Genomic DNA, 17,093 nt, shown 5'->3' with positions numbered 1-17,093 from the left:
ATGAACTTTGTTGATTACTTATTTGAGAATTCTGGGTTCTCCGACAACCCCTTTCTTGTAGGATCAGATGGAGTAATCACCTATGCATCATTGTACAATGATGTGAATCGTGTCGCCTCGGCTCTGTTTGAACGCTATGGGTCTGGAAAACGGATGCTCCTGGTGTCAGAGAACAATTATTTCTTTATCGTCAGCTACCTTTCAATCATCAAGAGCGGAAACACCGCCGTACTTATAGAAACAAGTATTGGGGAGAGAGATTTAGCACAGGTATTGAAGAACTGCTCCTTGACGGCATATTTTGTTCAAAAACAGTTCCTTGATCTTTTTGATGATACCGCTGCGGACATTTATATCGAAGATGATCTCGGAGTCCTCTCACAGGAACAGTCTGAATTTACCTCCTCAGACCACCCGGAGGATGTTGCGGTCATCATCTTCACCTCCGGGAGCACGGGGACAAAAAAAGGCGTGATGCTCACTCATAAGAACCTTATCGCCAATACAGACTCAATACTTGGATATCTTCACCTGACCGGATCAGATCGGATCTGTATTGCCCTTCCTTTCTTCTACTGCTATGGTGCATCATTGCTCCACACCCATATCCGCGTCGGTGGAAGTCTCGTACTGAATAACAAGATCTTTCTTGGATCTGTCATTCTAGACATCAACCGGTACCAGTGCACGGGATTTTCAGGCGTGCCCAGCACCTTCCAGATCCTCATTCATCGGACGCACTTCCTCAGAGAAGAACTCCCAAGCCTCCGGTACTTCACGCAGGCAGGGGGTCATCTGCCGAACAAGTATATCCGGATGCTTATCGATGCATTCCCGGAAAAAGCATTTTTTGTGATGTACGGCGCTACGGAAGCGACGGCGCGACTCTCGTACCTCCCACCCCATCTTGTCAGAGAGAAGATGGGATCGATCGGCAAGGGCATCCCCGGCGTTACGCTTGAAGTGGTGGACTCCCATGGCAACCCGGTTCACCCCGGTGAGATCGGTGAGATCACCGCCATTGGAGAGAACATTATGAAGGGCTATTATAATGATCCCGAGGGAACGGCCGTAGCGATACGGGACGGCAGGTATTTTACCGGGGATCTCGCGACCATTGACGACGAGGGGTACATCTATGTTGTCGGCCGCTCGAAAAATATTATTAAGTCAGGTGGATACCGGATTTCACCAAACGAAATTGAAGATCTTATTCTCTCACTCGAAGAGGTTTCAGGATGTGTCGTCGTCGGGATACCTGATGACATGATGGGAGAGGCGGTCACTGCAGTGGTGCAGGCCGGGTGTGCTGAGACAGAAGAGGTATCGACGAAAATCCTCTCCCTCTGCAACACCTCTCTTCCCTCGTACAAAGTCCCGATGAGCGTCGAGTTTGTCGATGAGTACCCCCTGAATTCCTCGAATAAAGTCGACAGAAATCGGCTGAAAGCGAGGATTATGGAAGAAAGGGGGTTACAAGAATGACGGCGGGTCCAGCATATGATCTCAACGATCTGCTCCTGAACCCTCCGTACTCTATTCCGAATGATGAGAAGAACCAGCTCCTGCTACCGATTGTGAGGACTCAACTGACCGGGGCGATAAAAAATAATCATCATCTCGCCAACCTCTTCTCAAAATTGGATCTCTCTCCAGATGATATCCGGCGTCTGGAAGATGTCCCGGCCATTCCGGTTCAGATGTTCAAATACTTCGACTTGAAGACATGCTCGGAAGACAGGATTGAAAAGGTACTGCGGTCGAGCGGGACAACGACCGGTGTTACCAGCAGAGTTCCACTCAGCAAGAATACCATCATTAACCAGATCAAAGCGCTGAAGAGTATTTTGAAAGATCACCTGGGCGGGAGACGGAGAATATTTCTCGTCATCGACCATGAAGGCATCAACGACCCGACGCTTGAGTTCTCTGCACGAACGGCAGGGGTTCGTGGCCTGAGCATCTATGCGAAGAAGATCTTCTACCTGATGCGAGAGGAAAATGGTGAACTGGTGCTCAACCTGCCGATAATCGAAGAAGTGCTCTCGCAGTACCAGGACGAAGAAGTCTATGTATTCGGTTTTACGTACATCGTCTGGTCGACATTTTATAAACAAATACAGGAGAAAAACATCCGGTTCACCTTCAAGGACGTCAAGGTCTTCCACAGCGGCGGCTGGAAAAAATTGAAGGCCGAACAGGTATCGAAGGAATATTTCTCCGACGAAATTGCCGGGGTATTTGGCACCGAGAGAGAAAACATTCTTGATTTTTACGGTATGGCCGAGCAGACCGGTATCATCTTCGTCGACTGTGAATGCGGGAATAAACATGTCCCGAACTTCGCCCAGGTGATCATCAGGGATCCCTATACCCTCAAGCCCTGTTCCCATAATGAAGTGGGTATGATCGAAGTGTTGAGCGTTCTCTCGGACAGTTATTACAGTCAGGCCATCCTGACCGAAGACCTGGGGTATACCATCGGCATCGATGACTGCCCGTGCGGTCGCAAAGGAGTCTACTTCAGGTTCCAGTCGAGAATCGAGAAGGTCGAGGTCCGGGGCTGCGGAGATACCTTCAGGGAGTAAAGTTATGATCACCTGTCATCTGTTAAACGGAGAATTTAGCAAAGAGGAGTTCGATGATTTTACCCCCATTGTCGATGTCATCAACCAGAACAGGCGAGCCCTCCAGGAGATGCCGTTTGATGCCGTCATCGATCTCCTCGTAAAACTTGGGAGGAAGATCATCCAGAACCCGGAGATCAATACCCTGCAGGGAGTCAGTTATATCTCCCTCTGGTTACGCCGCAAAAACCTTGAGCAGATCGGTAAAACAAATTATGGAGACTGCAGGTACCTCGATACTTTCGTTCCAGTCGACAACCATGTTGCCCTGTCGGCCCAGCCACGCGGGGTAGTCTGCCAGTGGGTCGCCACCAATGTCCCGACCCTTGCATTTTTTTCGCTTGCCCAGGCGATCCTCTCAAAAAACGGGAGTATTGCTAAGGTTCCTGAAGAAAACAGTGCATTTATTCTTGCACTCCTGAAAGAATTGAGTACTATCTCCACTTCCTCCAATGGGGTCACCTACCATGGGAGAGATATTGTCAGGGCCATCTCTCTGGTATCATTTGAGGGGAGAAACCCTGAGATCAGCAGAATGTTCTCCCTCATCGCAGACTGTAAGGTGATCTACGGGGGATCGGAGGCGATACGTTCGATTCTTGCTCTCCCTCAAAAGGATCACTGCGAAACGATCGTCTTTGGCCCGAAGTATTCGTTCAGCGTTTTTGACAGGGCATACATCGAGAGCGAACGTTTTGAGAAGGCGCTGGAAAACTCCGTCAAAGATATTGCAGTCTTCAATCAGATGGCCTGTTCGTCGCCGCAGGTGCTCTTCTTCGAGAAGAGCAGATACTCGCTGGAGGAGATCGGATCGAAGATGAAAGGTTACTTTGAGCAACTCCCTCCTCTCCTTCGGCACCAGGATACCGATTCGGCGATCCTGGCCAATACCATCAATATGAGATCCAGATTCTTGCTCTCGGATCATCAGAACATCATCGTACCTGATGACCTGGGCTGGACGATCCTGATGGACACGACCACCAGACTGGAAGATCCCATTCATGGAAAATGTATCTTCATCAAAGAGATTGAGTCGGTGAACAATGTTTTCGATTTAATCACCAGAAAGATCCAGGCAGTCACGGTGTGCATTGGCGACGAAGAAAAACGATGTTCCTTCGCCCGAGAGGCGACGTACCGGGGTGTCGACCGCATCGTCGTTCCAGGGGCGACACATGACTATGATCAACCATGGGACGGCATTCTTCCTTTGAGCCGTCTTGTTCGATGGGTCATTCTCAAGAGTGAATCATGAGGTGGAGAACGTATGTTACAGGGTAAGGTTATGCTCATTACCGGAGCAGGCAGGGGTATCGGCAGAGCAACGGCGCTTCTCGCCGCAGAAAATCATGCACAGGTCATTGTAAACTACAATAACAGCGAGGACGCTGCCGATGAACTGCTTGCCCTCATCGCAGAGAAAGGATATAATGCCGCCGTTAAGATCAGGGCCGATGTATCAAAGGAAGACGAAGTAAAGAGAATGTTCAAGGAGATAAAATCACAATTTGGTCGTCTCGACATTCTTGTGAACAATGCAGGGATAATGCGCAACAATCTTCTGATGATGACCAGGGTTGATGAACTCAACAGTATGTACGACATCAACTGCAAAGGCACGTTCTTATGCTCGCAAAGTGCCGCAAAGATGATGATGAAACAGAACTCCGGGAAGATCGTAAATGTTTCATCCATTGTCGGAACCCATGGAAACAATGGTCAGAGTGCGTATTCAGCCAGCAAGTCGTTTATCGTCGGGTTTACCACATCGACTGCAAAAGAACTCGGTCGCTATAACATCACCGTGAATGCGATCGCTCCTGGCCTGATAGCCACCGACATGACGAAAGACTTGAAGGAAGAAGTCAGGGCAGAGTTGATCGACAATGTGGCACTCGCGCGTATCGGCACCCCGGAAGATGTTGCAAAGGTCGTCCTGTTCCTGGCGTCCCCCCTTGCGGATTATGTGAGTGGGCAGGTTATTGGTGTGGATGGTTGTCAGGTGATGTAAATCAGGCTGTGTAAAATAACTGATGAAGCGAACGCACACTTCAGGCATGTATCGGGAGCTGTGAGTGATAGCGAACTTAAGAAGATCGTTGATCTTTGAGAGCACCCCGGCGCGGGAATAGAGAAGACGACGTATAGTGATTCACGTTCCAAAATGATAAGGGTCTCTCCAACGCCCTCTATTTCTACCTTCTGCTGAGGGTGGGGCAGGAGAGTTTTCGGATGAACTCAAGATCTAAAATATTACCCCAAAATCTGTCAGATAATGTAAAGAAGAAATCAATGTTCAGCCATTATAAATGAAAAGAATTTTCTGCGATCAATGGCACAATCGCCGATCATTACCTTCCCCTCTTTAACTTTTTTTGTAATGACAGAACCCAGCGTAATGTATGCCTGATCACCGACTGTTACATTATTTGATATGACCGTACCGGGGCCGACCCACACATCATCACCAATCTTCGTCCCGCCTCCGATCATAGAAGATGCAACAATCAAGGATCTCTTCCCTATGACAACATCCGCCCCAATATGAACAAGGTTGTCGATCTTTGAATATTCCCCTATTTCTGTAAATTTTCCTGTTGTTGATCTATCAATATGGGTATTGGCCTGTATATCCACATAATTATGGATCACAACCCCTCCTGATGGACAGGACGATATATTCTCATCACCCTGAGGACAGAGTCGACAACAGCCTCCTCCTACAACAGATCCAGGGCCGATTTTTACACCTCTACCAAGGACGGATCCCTCGAGAATAGAGACATTGGGTCCGATCACACACTTATCCCCTATTCGGACACTGGTATCAGCAACATATGCCGTAGGATGAATGATCGAACTCTCTGATACCTCTGTTTTCATATTAGCATATCGAAGGGTTTCATTTCTTTCTGGATGCTCACCAAGAACACAGAAGATTTTTATAAATCTATTGTGAGTTTTTCCAGGTTCTATCCGGTAACCGTCCGGCACATCTTTAGTCACGACTGCCCCCGGAGCGATCCATGCATGGCTGCCTATTGTAAGCGCATTTGAGATAGCAGCACCGGAGCCAACAAAAACACCGTCTCCAACATGTGTATGACCTGAGATCAATGATGGATTGATCTGACAATTCTCCCCGATGACAACATCATGTGCAACATGGGTTTCAGCACCTACAGATGAATAATCGCCGATCTCGGTAAAACCTCCAAAAGTCGCCTTATCTATACAACTTCGGGGTCCGATATGTACCCCATTGAGAATACGAACCCCTCCAGCATGAACAATAGGTGTAATCTCATCATGAAAACGGCGGAATTGAAAACCTTCCGACCCTATCACAGAACCGGCTTCGATAGTAACGTTATCTCCAATAACAGAATTTTCCAGTATAACCGTAGCATCTTCAATTCTGCAGTTATTTCCAATTATCACTCCACGTTCTGCAATATATGCCCCTGGATCGATAACACAGTCTGTTCCCGTAACACTCGCGGGAAGACGCTTATAGGAAAAAATCGCAGCAATATTGTGGAGTCGGTAATAATTCCTTGCAAGCGTCCGTATAAGTGGATTTTGATTTAATCTGTCATTTTTTTTAATCGTCTTAACGATAGATGGGAATATGCCTGATGATTTCATTGGAGATACACCGACATCTTATCATTTTCGCCGGTTATTTTCACTATGGTATTTCCTAGTTGATATTCAGTACCGATATTCTGGATGGATGAACCATGTAGAGGGACAAATATCTTGAGGTTCGCCATATCGCTGCCCTCTTCCGCTCCATTCAACTGGATCACAAACCCATTTTCACGAATGTCAAAATAAAGTGTAATCTTTCGTCTTCTCTCAAACCATCGCGTAACATCCTCAACCGACGCCACCCACACCTCATCAGCGATTGCCCTCTCCACCAGCACCCGATAAAACTCCCCCCACTTCTTCGGCGCCGCCATGCTCACCTGGTGCCACAGAAGAGTGACGACCCCACCATACTGCTTCGCATACGCCAGCACCTCATCGCACCGCTCCATCGCCTCCTCTTCAGAGAGGCGGAGGCATGCACCCCGTCCTCCATCGTCAGAGGAGTTCCAGGTCTTCCCCCCAAACAGACCGCCATCCTGGATGATCAAGGGCACCTCCAGCAAACGCTCGCACCCCCGCGGCCGATAGGGCTGCATCGTCCCGGCCCTGAAACCCACATCGTCGTTGTACCCAAAGGTCGAGTCATAGGCATACCCTGCCTCATCGAGTTTCTTCCAGGAGCCCGCATCAAAGAGCAACCAGTGAACACGCGTCCCCACCTCCGCACCGGTGAGGTCTGACACGCGCCGCAACTCATCCTGCGCCGCACCAGCGTCCCACCAGTTGTCGAGTCCATGCACCCCGACCTCCCAGCCGCCGTCGGTCAACGTCTTGATCAACGCAGGATCGAGGTCATAGTACCCAGCCCGGATCGCGGGTGCACCCTCCCCGGCCATTCCCTTCTCAGGCAGGAAGAACCAGGTCGAGCGCACCCCAAAGTCCTCCTCAAGCCGCATCCACTCCTCAAAGCAACGCCAGGGATCCTCCCCGATCCCGCACTTCGCACCGAGGATACACGTGGCGTCCTTCACCATGCCCTTCCGCAGGCACTGATACACTGCATACCCGACCGAGACCCAGCGCCGCTCCCGCACCGAGGTGATGTCCACGTCATGCGTAAGTGCGACGATGTACGAGTAGCCCCAGGGCACCGGTGGGATCTCCACGAGGAGGGTGTGCTCCTTTAGTACCTGGCGCAGTTCGTCGATGAGGATCTCGACCACCGGTTCGTGGCAGTGGGGGAGACCTTCGTTCAAAATCCGTGCGATCTCGGCAAAATAGTCCTTCTCCAAGAGGTCGACAAGGAAGGCACCGGCTGTTTCGACCTCCCCTCTGCGGGCGATGACCACGTCATAGGCGTGCGACGGATCGTACCATTCCCACGGGATCTTGAAAAGCTGGAAGGTCTCCTCAACCGCGTATGGGTCGTCATACTTCACCCCGATCAGCGCCCGCTGCTCGGCCAAGGCCCTACAGCACCCCCATCTCACTCAACCGCGCCGGCAAATACTCCCGCGTCACAAAATCCAACCCCTGACTTGCAAACGCCTGCTGCTCCGCCTTCAACCCCATCTCCAGCTGCAGCCCGATCTGCTCCCGCCAGTAGTCACTCGCAAACCTGGGATCGGTCAGCTCCGCCTTCAGCGCCGCCACGTCCTGGTCGGAGAGATGATCGGCAGGCAGGTCATAGTCCCGGATATCAGAGGGCTGCACCCCAACGAACTGCGCCTGCGGGGTGGCGAGCAGTTCTGACATATGCGCCGCCTTGATCGAGCCGTACGCCACCGAGGCATAGATCCGGTACGACCAGGGGTCGCCGTCGGTGAAGACGATCACCGGGAGCTTGAACTCCTCGTGGATGCGTTTGAGGAGCCGGCGGGTGGAACGGGCGGGCTGGCCCTTCAGGTGGACGAGGGCGGCGCCGTACTCTTCGTCAAACCCGTTCTCGATGAGCCTCGCATACATACCGCCGGTCTCCAGGGCGATGACGAAGTTGGCGTCATGGTCCACGAACTCCAGGGCGTCGACGTTGTTGGGGATCTGGTATCCGGTCTCGCCGACGTCGTCCTGGCAGTGGATCTCGCGCATCCCCCGTCGGGTCTGCTCGCGCACCCGGATCGGCCCGAAGAGCGAGGCGCCGTCCTCCTCGGGGCGGAGGTGGTAGACCTCGCGCTGGATGTCGGTGAGGATCTCCAGATCCTCGACGAGTCTGTTGGACTCATCCTGCGCCGCGAACTTCGCCTGCTTCCAGCCCTCCGAGATGTAGTACATCTCCCTCAACGTGGAGGAACGGTTCTCTGCGAGCTGCTGCTTCAGGAAACCGACCACATATGCCATCTTCAGGAGGTGGACCGCCCCTTTCGCCGTCTGGGCCGACCGCACACTCTCGCGGTCGCCGTACTTCCAGACCCCGCTCCCCTCGTCGTACTCGATATTCTGCTTGGTCCTGGTCGGGAGGGCGATGGAGGGGATCTGCCCCTCGCTGAGTTGCCCGTACCACCGCTCCGCGATCGCATAGAGCCGTTCTGCAGCCTTCTGTTCTGTCTCCACCTGACCTCTCATCGCCACGTCACCGGCCTCTTCTACCCTCAGTGTTTGCGCCCCGGTACGGATTAATCCATTCATTTCTCCATCAATCGAGCATGGAGGAGGGCATGACCGTCGACCACCTCCCACTCAACGACATAGTGCGACCTGATGGATCCAAGCAGCACCTCAGGGTCCACGCCGCTCTGCTTCTGTGGATGATAGGCCAGTTCGATCCGGCGGATCCCGTCCAGTTCTTCGGGCCTGATGGACCACTCCGCCCCTTCACAGTGGCACTTCAGGACGTCGCACCCGCCGCAGACCTCCTTGAGCTGATCAAGCGTCATCGTCGGCACCCTTCGGACCTCATCCCCCCAGGCGATCTCCTTTTCGCTCCTGTCGCCGAGGGCCGCCTCGATCACCGTGACTTCGGCACCGTTGAGAGCGATGTTCCGGCGCAATTCATCGGCGGTCATCGGTTCGACGGCATAGACATGCGCCGAGCGCCGGGCGGCCGGGATGCAGAAGCCCCCCACATTGGCCCCGATGTCGATGACGATATCGTCTTTCTTGATCTCAGCGAGACGGTACCGCGCCGCCGCATCGCCGACCGTCCGGACCTCTGGGGAGAGCATGTACACCATGCCGTCATGGGTCGAGACCGTCCTGAATACGCGGTGGTCCACCGGGACGCGGTGCTCGTCCTTGAACCGCCGGTTCACCCAGGTCTGGAGGTCTCTGGTCCGGATCAGGTCCTTGATCAGGAAGGGGATGTCCATTGTCTTGTGGGGGGAGCGTGGAAGGTATAAAAATATGGGTCTGGGGAAAACCTTGATCACTCTCCTCCCAACAGGGGAGCGAACCAAAATCGAGCAATCTGCCGCCCCCGCCCATCCTCTTTCCGTGGGGGGTTCGGGGGGAACGAGTGACAGCGAGTTCGAGAAGACCGAAGGTCTTCGAGTCGGCCCCCCGGCGCGAGGCGGCGGTGAAGAGTCTGCGATGAGGGCGGCACGTCGGATCATCACGCCTTCCCCAACCCTTGCGCCGGGGATGTGGGAAGGCACGTCGATCAGAATCCCGGGGCGCACGCTCGACTCATCTCTGAACCGACGCCGTCAAAAAAAGAAAGACGGCCCCTACACAAACGGAAGGACCACTTTTTTCCTGTCGTCCACGCCCTTGAGGTCGACGAACCCGCCGCCCGTCCCCGCGTACGCCGCCTGCCACCGCTCGCCGGCCGGCAGGCTGCAGTTCCAGACGCGGGTGTACTCCCCGTCGGTCCCGCTCGCAAACGACGGCGCCGGGACGGCGTCCTCGCCGGCGTCGGGGGAGAGGTCGTAGATTGTGAGGTCGACCACCTGGTCGGTGTGGTTTCTCACCTCGATGACGACCCGGCCGTCATGGGCCCGTTTCCGTGCGACGACCTTGCGCATGATCCGCCCTTCCAGGGCCGAGATGTCGGGGACCGGTTTGTCCACGATCTCCGCGACTTTCTCGGCGATCGCGGGCATCACCGCACAGACCGCCCGCGCCCGGTCCTGGCGCTGCTTGTTCCTCTCGCGGCGGGCAATCCAGGCCTTCAGTTCACGTCCCAGCTCCTGGAGGACCAGGGTGACCTCCCGCTCGATCTCGGGGATCGAGGCGACGGCGTCCTTGCTCTCCGAGGTGAAGGGGACGTTGGTGGAGGCCACGTGCACGAGGATGAGCACCGGACCGGTCGGGAGGCCGGACTGGGAGAGGTTGTAGTTCTTCCAGTTCACCCCGGCCACCGCCCCGGTGATCGCGCACGCCCCCTGCTGGTAGATGAGCGGGACGCGGTTTGCAAACCGCATCAACTGCGCCGAACCCTCGGCCTCAAGGCGGCCCCCGTATCCGATCGCCGCCTCGACCACGAAGGGGTGGCCTGAGAAGACCGCGGCCGGTCTGGTGCGGGCCTTGACAAAGTCGAGCTGGAACTCCTTTTCAAGCCCGCGTGCGATGAGTTCCTCGCCGATGGGGGAGAGACAGACGCTCGTCGGCGGCGGCGGGACATGGACCTCCTGCATCGCGGTATGGAGGGCCTTCAGCTCCGCGGCGCCGAGGGTGCCCATCCGGGTCTCGGGCGCGAGTCCGGCCGCCTCCGCGATGGCGACCGCCGTCTTCTGCCCGACTTTTGAGAAGGAGTCGACCAGGAACTCGACCAGCGGCCGGTCGGGATCGGCCGCCGCCATCCGCTTGAGGGTACCGAGTTCGGTGCCGTGCGGGTGGGGCTTGATCGACTGCGGCGGCCGGATCGCTTCGGCCGAGACCCGCTCGAAAGTCTCGGCCTCGCCGTCGATCTCCACCCGGATCCGCGCGTGCGGGTTGACGACCGAGGTATATTTGAGATATTCGAGGAGGCGTTTTCTGGCCGCGAGGCTGGAGGTGAACTCGAGTTCGATCCTGGTCCCATGGGTCCGGTCCCAGACGACCTCCTCGTGGGCGAGCACCTGGGGCTCGTTCGTCTCGGTCCTGATCATCAGGGAAAAGCGGTGCGCCGGGACCTTCGCCGAGGTCCGTGAGGTCACGACCGCCGGCGTCCCGGTGGTGAGCTGCGCATACAGCACCGCGGCCGAGATCCCGATCCCCTGCTGACCGCGGCTCTGCCGGATCTGGTGGAAGCGCGAGCCGTACAGGAGTTTGCCAAAGACGTTCGGGACATTCTCCGGGACGATCCCCGGCCCGTTGTCCTCGACCGCCACGCGGTACGCACCCTGCCCGCCCTTCCTGATGCTCACATAGATGTCGGGGAGGACCTCGGCCTCCTCGCAGGCGTCCAGGGCATTGTCCACCGCCTCCTTGATGGTGGTGATGATCCCGCGGGTCGGGGAGTCGAAGCCAAGCAGATGCTTGTTCTTCTCGAAGAACTCGGCAACCGAGATGCTGCGCTGCTGTTTGGCCAGGTCTTCAGCGATCCCCAACGCCCTTCACCCCGGCAACAACCTCAGAGAGACCCATCTCCCGCTGCTCGCCGGTGTGCAGGTCCTTGAGGGTGACGGTCCCGGCCTCGGCCTCGCGCTGGCCGATGATACAGGCGAAGTCGGCAGTCTTCGCCGCATGGGAGAGTTGCGCCCCGATCCCGCGGTCGAGCAGGTTCAGTTCGGCGGTGACCCCAGCCGCCCGCAGGGCGCGGGCGGTCCTGAAGGCCGCGGCCTGGAGCCCTGGCTGGGAGAGGACGGCGACCAGGGGCGGGCGAGGCATCGGGGTCTCGCCGAGGGCGACCATCACCCGGTCGAACCCGATGGCAAACCCGCAGCTGGCGGCGTCGTCCCCGCCAAAAAGTTTGGCCAGACGGTAGTTGCCGCCGCCGACGACCTGGCTCTCGGCGCCGAGGTTGGGGGCAAAGCCCTCGAAGACCATCCCGGTGTAATAGTCCAGGCCCCTGACGATCCCGAAGTTGAGGGTGTACTCGGTCTCCGAGCCGTCGAGGATGGAGAAGATCTCCTGGATCCGCTCCTTCTCCGGGATATCACCGCAGATCTCGAAGGCCTCATCGGGAGTCCGGCAGGAGACCAGGCCGGTGAGGGCGTCTTCGAGTTCGTCCTGGCCGCAGGTCTGGAGACAGTTTGCAAGCCCCTCGAAGTCGCGCTTGTCCAGGAGCCCCATCACCTGCCGCTGGAGGCCGGGCTCGATCCCTGCGAGGAGATGCTTCATCGGGGCAAGGAACCCGACCTTGAGGTCGTACTCAAGGCCCACCGACCTGAGAAGGTCGTCGGCAACCATCACCACCTCGGCGTCGGCCGCGGCCGAGTCAGCCCCGATCAGTTCCACGCCGAACTGCCAGAACTGGCGGTACCGTCCCTTCTGCGGCCGCTCGTACCGGAAACAGTCGGCCACATAGAACCACCTGAGGGGCTTGGGGATGGAGCGTCCCTCGTTGACGTACATCCGCGCCACCGAGGCGGTCACCTCGGGGCGGAGGGTCATCTGCCGGCCGCCCTTGTCCTCGAAGGTGTACATCTCTTTCTTGATATTCTCGCCCGAGCGTATGGTGAAGAGTTCCACCTCCTCGAAGGTCGGGGTGCAGACCTCGCCGTACCCCCATCTGGCGACGGCCTCGCGCATCTTCGCTTCCGCGGCCCGCCGGCGCGCCATCTCGCCGGGCAGAAAGTCCCTGGTTCCACGTGGTTTCTGAAGCATCACTACGTCTCCTCTCTATCTATTTCGGTCATGGCCTTATCTTACCTGCGTCCGGCGCTGCCGAGGAACCGATCCACGGCGCTCTCGCCGCCCTTCCAGACCTTTTCCCGCTTCTGTCGGCCCTGCAGATAGAGGGCGAGCAGGACCGCACCGAGGGCGAGGAACTCGAGGTCTTCGGAGGTATAGGCCATCAGAAATCCGAAGAGCGAGAGGGCCGAGTACAGGACGCCCCGGTACGCCGCCTCCCGGTACCCGGGGAGGGCGGTGCGCCAGAAGATCCGGGCGTCCCGAAGCCAGAGGAAGAAGGTGGCGGCCATCCCGAAGCCGGCCACATAGAGGAGATAGGTCATTGCCGAGAGGTGGTCTGCGCACCGGTTTATGTCTGTCGACAGAGGGAGCATGATATAGGGCGGGATCCCATCTAATGTACGAGGGGAATATGTCGTCTGACCGAGACCTGAGGGAGGTGCTCGACGCCTATGCCGCCGGGAAACTCTCCCTCGACGATACGATAGAGAGAATATCAGGGCTCAGGATCGCGAAGATCGGCGAGCTCGCACGGATCGATCTGGGCCGCGAGATGCGGTGCGGGATCCCGGAGGTCGTCCTTGCCGAGGGGAAGGAGACCGACGACCTCGTCGCGATCATGCTCCGCCACACCGAAGTGGCCGGGCGCTGTCTGGCGACGCGGGTGAGTCCGGCACAGGCTGCGGCGGTGGAAGCGGCCGCAGGGAAGGCAGGGCTCTTGTCCCGCCACGAGGAGCGGGCGAAGATCATTGTCCTCTCAAAGGGTGGTGCACCCGAGAAGCACGAGGGGGTCGTCGCCGTGCTCACCGCAGGGACGGCCGACATCAGGGTCGCCGAGGAAGCGCGGGTCATCGCCGAGGAGATGGGCTGCACGGTGAAGACGGCCTACGACGTCGGGGCGGCGGGCGTCCACCGTCTCTTCCCGGCCCTCCAGGACCTGGCCGGGGCGCACGTCTATGTGGTGGCCGCCGGACGGGAGGGGACGCTCCCCGCGGTCGTCGCGGGGCTCGTGGACAAACCGGTGATCGGGGTGCCGGTCTCGACCGGATACGGCTACATGGGCGGGGGCGAGGCGGCGCTTGCCAGCATGCTCCAGTCCTGCTCGGTGCTGACGGTCGTGAATATCGATGCCGGGTTTGTGGCCGGGGCGCATGCCGCACAGATCGCGGCCCTGGCGAGGCGTGCATGACCCGCGGGTTTTACATCGGGCGGTTCCAGCCCTACCACCTCGGCCACCACACGGTGATCGAGCAGATCTCCCATGAGGTGGACGAACTCGTGATCGGGGTCGGGAGCGCCCAGTTCTCCCACGAGCTCGAGAACCCGTTCACCGCGGGCGAGCGGGTGATGATGATCTCGGCGGCCATGGAGGAGATCGGGATCCCCTTCTATGCCATCCCGATCGAGGACCTGCGCAGAAACGCCCTCTGGGTCTCGCATGTCTACTCGATGACCCCGTACTTCGACGTGGTCTACTCCAACAACCCGCTGGTCATCCGCCTTTTCTCGGAGATGGGAATGAAGGTGCGGACGATGCCGATGGTGATGAGAAAGACCCTCTCGGGAACCGAGATCCGCCGCCGGATGGTCACCGGCGAGGACTGGCGGGAACTGGTGCCCGGGGCGGTCGCCGGGGTGATCGACCAGATCCAGGGGGTCGATCGGATGAAGCAGATCGCCTCGTCCGATGTGGTCTGAGCCCCTCAAACCCTATATACCCCGCCACCGATAGATCGGTGATGTTCAGGTTTCTCAAGGGTCTTTTCGGGAAGAACGAGGAAGAAACTCTTACTCTTGCCGTCGAAGACGTCGACGGGTGGCTGGAGGCGCGCGAGGGGGAACTGGAGGAGCGACTGAAGGCCCAGACCGGGGAGACCCGGGAAACGGTCGTCGCCTCGCTCCAGGACCTCAGGGGCGTCCTCGCGGTGCTGGGCGATGCGGAGGGGCGGGAGGACATCCCGTCGCGGCTGAAGACCGTCACCGACCGTTCACTCCCCTCTTTTCTCGCGGCGATGGAACAGCAGATCGCCCGGCCCCTCCCTGAGGACCCGGACGGGTTCTACGCCGCCGCGGCCGACCTGATCACCGGGATCCTCAAGGTGCAGCGCGGGCAGGGGCGGTACCTCGCCGGGGCCTTCCCTGAGGAGATGAAGGAGTTCAGGCAGGTCACCAGCGCCATCGGCAACGCCGTCAACGACCTCACGGCCGTGGTCAAGGAGGCGCAGGCGGCCCAGAAGCAGATCGACGCCGCCCGCGATGCCCTCCGCACCTTCCAGGCGGCACAGATCGATATCGTCAGGGCCGGCGAACGTGCGGTAGACCTGAAGACCGAGATCACGGCGGCCGAACAGGATCTGCAGGAGAAGACCGCGGCTCTTCAAAACCTCAAAAATGGGGATGCCTACCGGGAGGCCGCCCGGTCCGAGGAAGAGGCGAAAACGTGTCTTGACCGGAGAGAGGAGGCCGAACGCGCGGTGCAGAACCTGGGGGCCCAGGCCGCCCGGATCATCAGGAAGGCCGAACGGGTCGCGGCCAGGGCCGGCGGAAAGGAGGAGGCAAAGATGTTGCAGGCATGCATCCGCGTCCTCGATCAGCCGGTGAGCGCGGGGGCCGGTGAGGTCGAGGCCGCCCTCGCCCCGGTTATCAGGACTGTCAGGGGCCAGATCGAACGCGGCGACCTGCCCCTGAAGAGCAAGGAGGACCGGACCCTCTTCTCTGAGGGAGGAAAGATCGAGGGCGCCTTCACCGACGCCTTCGCCCACCTCGCCGCGATGCGACGCGAGGAGGAAGAGGCCCTGGCACGGGCGCGTTCGTACACGGCCCTCCGCGAGGCGGCGGACCTTGAACAGGAGATCGAAGATCTGAAGGCCGGGACGGAGGCCGACCGGGCGGCCCAAGCAGAGGCAACAGAGCAGGTGGCCGCAGAGACGGAACGCATCCCCGAACGGGCTCGCCGACTCAGAGACGCCCTTGCACCAATTGCAGGGGTCCCGGTGACCCTGGAGGGAGAGGGGTTCACCATCGCTGCAGAAACCAGAACCTGACAAAATCGGTGACCGCAAACTCCGGGTGCACCCCACGGCAGGCCCCCACCCTGAGGATGGACGGGGCGTCCAGGTCGACCGCGGTGCCCCTGAGTGGGAGGCCGGGGACAGGCTCGAATGTCAGCGGCCGGGGTACGATCGCTCCCCCTCTTTTCTGATAACAGAGCGGCGTGTGCTGGTGTCCACAACAGAGATGGGAGAGCCCACGGCGTTCGAGTTCGGCAAAGGCCATCTCCGGAGTGTAGTGATACCCGGCAAAGGAAGGGCCGGGCCGCGCAGCGAGGCGCTGCCAGAAAGATCTGTCAGTGAGGGCGTCGCCGAGACGGAGGGGGCCTCCGTGCACAAAGAGCATGGCTTCGAGCACCGCCTCCTCAGGGAGGTCGCGGATCACCTCCAGGAGGGGTGAACCCTCAAGGGCGCGGTGGGCGGCCATACTCGCGGCGTCGCTCCCGCTCACCGGGATCCCGTGGAGAAAGGCGTGGTCGTGGTTGCCGATGAGCGAGACGAGCGGCACTTCCTGCCCGAACTGTTCCACGGCCTCGAGGGTCTCCGCCGGGGTGTACCCCCGGCCCAGGAGATCGCCGAGGTTGACCGCCCGGTCGATCTCCCCGAAATATGCATGGAATGCCGGGTTCTTCAGGAGAGCGAGCACGCTCAGGAGGGTCGGGGCGTCGGCATGGACGTCGGAGAAGATGAGCGTCGCCACACCATGATCTCACCACAACCTCCAATAAATGTGCACCCCCATCTCTCTCTCAGAACTATGGAACTGCAGGATATGAACAGGAGGCTGTGGGCAGCCGTCCCGGCGGTGGCGTTTGGCGGGATACTCGTCTCGGCGGTGGCGCTTCTCGTCTCAGGCGAATCGATCATGAATGTCTACCACCCGTACTGGGCGATAGGCAAATGGGCGTGCGTGGCGGCTTCCGTCATCCTCGCCTACGTCGCCTACCAGAAGAAGAGAAAAGACCTCGTCTCTCTTCTCGCCCCGCTGTACGCGGTGCTCATCCTCCTCACCGGCGACTTCTCGGGCGGGCCGATCATGCAGACGGTCTATGCCGCGACGATCACGATCCTCGCCGTGCGGCTTGAAAAAAGATTTGAGTGAGGG

The 17,093-nt window shown here is 58.3% G+C and carries 16 protein-coding genes; 8 read left to right on the top strand and 8 right to left on the bottom strand.

All coding sequences use genetic code 11. The annotated features are described in order from the left end of the window. The 4 genes from E2N92_RS11000 to E2N92_RS10985 are packed head-to-tail and all read left to right on the top strand — an operon-like array spanning position 1 to position 4,641. The gene (locus E2N92_RS11000) at positions 1–1,485 is read left to right on the top strand and encodes a class I adenylate-forming enzyme family protein (protein WP_220681205.1); all 1,485 of its coding nucleotides are present in this window, start codon (positions 1–3) and stop codon (positions 1,483–1,485) included. Next, positions 1,482–2,588, top strand: coding sequence for a LuxE/PaaK family acyltransferase (locus E2N92_RS10995; protein ID WP_220681204.1), 1,107 nt, complete (start codon positions 1,482–1,484; stop codon positions 2,586–2,588). The genes E2N92_RS11000 and E2N92_RS10995 overlap by 4 nt, the downstream gene beginning before the upstream one ends. A gap of 4 nt (positions 2,589–2,592) precedes the next feature. Continuing rightward, positions 2,593–3,885 carry an acyl-CoA reductase gene (locus E2N92_RS10990; RefSeq protein ID WP_220681203.1) on the top strand — a complete coding sequence of 431 codons (1,293 nt, stop codon included), beginning with the start codon at positions 2,593–2,595 and terminating at the stop codon, positions 3,883–3,885. A gap of 12 nt (positions 3,886–3,897) precedes the next feature. Next, positions 3,898–4,641, top strand: coding sequence for a 3-oxoacyl-ACP reductase family protein (locus E2N92_RS10985; protein WP_220681202.1), 744 nt, complete (start codon positions 3,898–3,900; stop codon positions 4,639–4,641). A 278-nt stretch (positions 4,642–4,919) separates the two neighbouring features. On the opposite strand, the gene E2N92_RS10980 is transcribed toward E2N92_RS10985, so the two are convergent. From E2N92_RS10980 to E2N92_RS10950, 7 genes are all read right to left on the bottom strand, one after another. Next, complete coding sequence (locus E2N92_RS10980; RefSeq protein ID WP_220681201.1) at positions 4,920–6,278, bottom strand: DapH/DapD/GlmU-related protein; 1,359 nt, start codon at positions 6,276–6,278, stop codon at positions 4,920–4,922. After that, on the bottom strand, positions 6,275–7,693 hold the full coding sequence (locus tag E2N92_RS10975) for a polysaccharide deacetylase family protein (protein WP_220681200.1): 1,419 nt from the start codon (positions 7,691–7,693) through the stop codon (positions 6,275–6,277). The genes E2N92_RS10980 and E2N92_RS10975 overlap by 4 nt, the downstream gene beginning before the upstream one ends. Positions 7,694–7,697: 4 nt before the next feature. Next, positions 7,698–8,777 carry a DNA topoisomerase IV subunit A gene (locus E2N92_RS10970; protein WP_425515754.1) on the bottom strand — a complete coding sequence of 360 codons (1,080 nt, stop codon included), beginning with the start codon at positions 8,775–8,777 and terminating at the stop codon, positions 7,698–7,700. Positions 8,778–8,848: 71 nt separating this feature from the next. Further along, positions 8,849–9,532 carry an FkbM family methyltransferase gene (locus E2N92_RS10965; protein WP_220681198.1) on the bottom strand — a complete coding sequence of 228 codons (684 nt, stop codon included), beginning with the start codon at positions 9,530–9,532 and terminating at the stop codon, positions 8,849–8,851. 357 nt (positions 9,533–9,889) lie between these two features. Continuing rightward, on the bottom strand, positions 9,890–11,692 hold the full coding sequence (locus E2N92_RS10960) for a DNA topoisomerase VI subunit B (protein WP_220681197.1): 1,803 nt from the start codon (positions 11,690–11,692) through the stop codon (positions 9,890–9,892). Continuing rightward, complete coding sequence (gene hisS, locus E2N92_RS10955; RefSeq protein WP_220681196.1) at positions 11,679–12,911, bottom strand: histidine--tRNA ligase; 1,233 nt, start codon at positions 12,909–12,911, stop codon at positions 11,679–11,681. The genes E2N92_RS10960 and hisS overlap by 14 nt, the downstream gene beginning before the upstream one ends. A 41-nt stretch (positions 12,912–12,952) precedes the next feature. Next, a complete protein-coding gene (locus E2N92_RS10950) occupies positions 12,953–13,261 on the bottom strand; it encodes an ABC transporter permease (RefSeq protein WP_220681195.1) in 309 nt (102 codons plus the stop codon). An 89-nt stretch (positions 13,262–13,350) separates the two neighbouring features. Here E2N92_RS10950 and larB point away from each other — a divergent pair, with 89 nt between their 5' ends. From larB to E2N92_RS10935, 3 genes are read left to right on the top strand one after another with little or no spacing between them, the layout of a single operon-like run. Then, positions 13,351–14,127, top strand: coding sequence for a nickel pincer cofactor biosynthesis protein LarB (larB, locus tag E2N92_RS10945; RefSeq protein ID WP_220681194.1), 777 nt, complete (start codon positions 13,351–13,353; stop codon positions 14,125–14,127). After that, positions 14,124–14,636, top strand: a complete 513-nt coding sequence (locus tag E2N92_RS10940) for a nicotinamide-nucleotide adenylyltransferase (RefSeq protein WP_220681193.1) — start codon at positions 14,124–14,126, stop codon at positions 14,634–14,636. The genes larB and E2N92_RS10940 overlap by 4 nt, the downstream gene beginning before the upstream one ends. Positions 14,637–14,677: 41 nt before the next feature. Next, the gene (locus E2N92_RS10935; RefSeq protein WP_220681192.1) at positions 14,678–15,982 is read left to right on the top strand and encodes a coiled-coil domain-containing protein; all 1,305 of its coding nucleotides are present in this window, start codon (positions 14,678–14,680) and stop codon (positions 15,980–15,982) included. Here E2N92_RS10935 and E2N92_RS10930 read toward each other — a convergent pair. After that, positions 15,954–16,688: a metallophosphoesterase family protein gene (locus E2N92_RS10930; RefSeq protein ID WP_220681191.1), complete on the bottom strand. Its 735-nt coding sequence runs from the start codon at positions 16,686–16,688 to the stop codon at positions 15,954–15,956. The genes E2N92_RS10935 and E2N92_RS10930 overlap by 29 nt on opposite strands. Positions 16,689–16,745: 57 nt before the next feature. On the opposite strand from E2N92_RS10930, the gene E2N92_RS13615 reads away from it, so the two are divergent. Continuing rightward, positions 16,746–17,090 carry a hypothetical protein gene (locus E2N92_RS13615; RefSeq protein WP_246589197.1) on the top strand — a complete coding sequence of 115 codons (345 nt, stop codon included), beginning with the start codon at positions 16,746–16,748 and terminating at the stop codon, positions 17,088–17,090. The last annotated feature ends 3 nt before the right edge of the window (positions 17,091–17,093 follow it).

Source organism: Methanofollis formosanus (genome assembly GCF_019633745.1).
In the GTDB taxonomy this organism is placed as follows: Archaea; Halobacteriota; Methanomicrobia; order Methanomicrobiales; family Methanofollaceae; genus Methanofollis; species Methanofollis formosanus.
This window is presented reverse-complemented; position numbering and strand designations above follow the sequence as displayed.

Coding starts and splice junctions, on each gene's coding strand:
- E2N92_RS11000 (WP_220681205.1), top strand. CDS start 1: ATGAACTTTGTTGATTACTTATTTGAGAATTCTGGGTTCTCCGACAAC.
- E2N92_RS10995 (WP_220681204.1), top strand. CDS start 1,482: ATGACGGCGGGTCCAGCATATGATCTCAACGATCTGCTCCTGAACCCT.
- E2N92_RS10990 (WP_220681203.1), top strand. CDS start 2,593: ATGATCACCTGTCATCTGTTAAACGGAGAATTTAGCAAAGAGGAGTTC.
- E2N92_RS10985 (WP_220681202.1), top strand. CDS start 3,898: ATGTTACAGGGTAAGGTTATGCTCATTACCGGAGCAGGCAGGGGTATC.
- E2N92_RS10980 (WP_220681201.1), bottom strand. CDS start 6,278: ATGAAATCATCAGGCATATTCCCATCTATCGTTAAGACGATTAAAAAA.
- E2N92_RS10965 (WP_220681198.1), bottom strand. CDS start 9,532: ATGGACATCCCCTTCCTGATCAAGGACCTGATCCGGACCAGAGACCTC.
- hisS (WP_220681196.1), bottom strand. CDS start 12,911: ATGCTTCAGAAACCACGTGGAACCAGGGACTTTCTGCCCGGCGAGATG.
- E2N92_RS10950 (WP_220681195.1), bottom strand. CDS start 13,261: ATGACCTATCTCCTCTATGTGGCCGGCTTCGGGATGGCCGCCACCTTC.
- larB (WP_220681194.1), top strand. CDS start 13,351: ATGTCGTCTGACCGAGACCTGAGGGAGGTGCTCGACGCCTATGCCGCC.
- E2N92_RS10940 (WP_220681193.1), top strand. CDS start 14,124: ATGACCCGCGGGTTTTACATCGGGCGGTTCCAGCCCTACCACCTCGGC.
- E2N92_RS10935 (WP_220681192.1), top strand. CDS start 14,678: ATGTTCAGGTTTCTCAAGGGTCTTTTCGGGAAGAACGAGGAAGAAACT.
- E2N92_RS13615 (WP_246589197.1), top strand. CDS start 16,746: ATGGAACTGCAGGATATGAACAGGAGGCTGTGGGCAGCCGTCCCGGCG.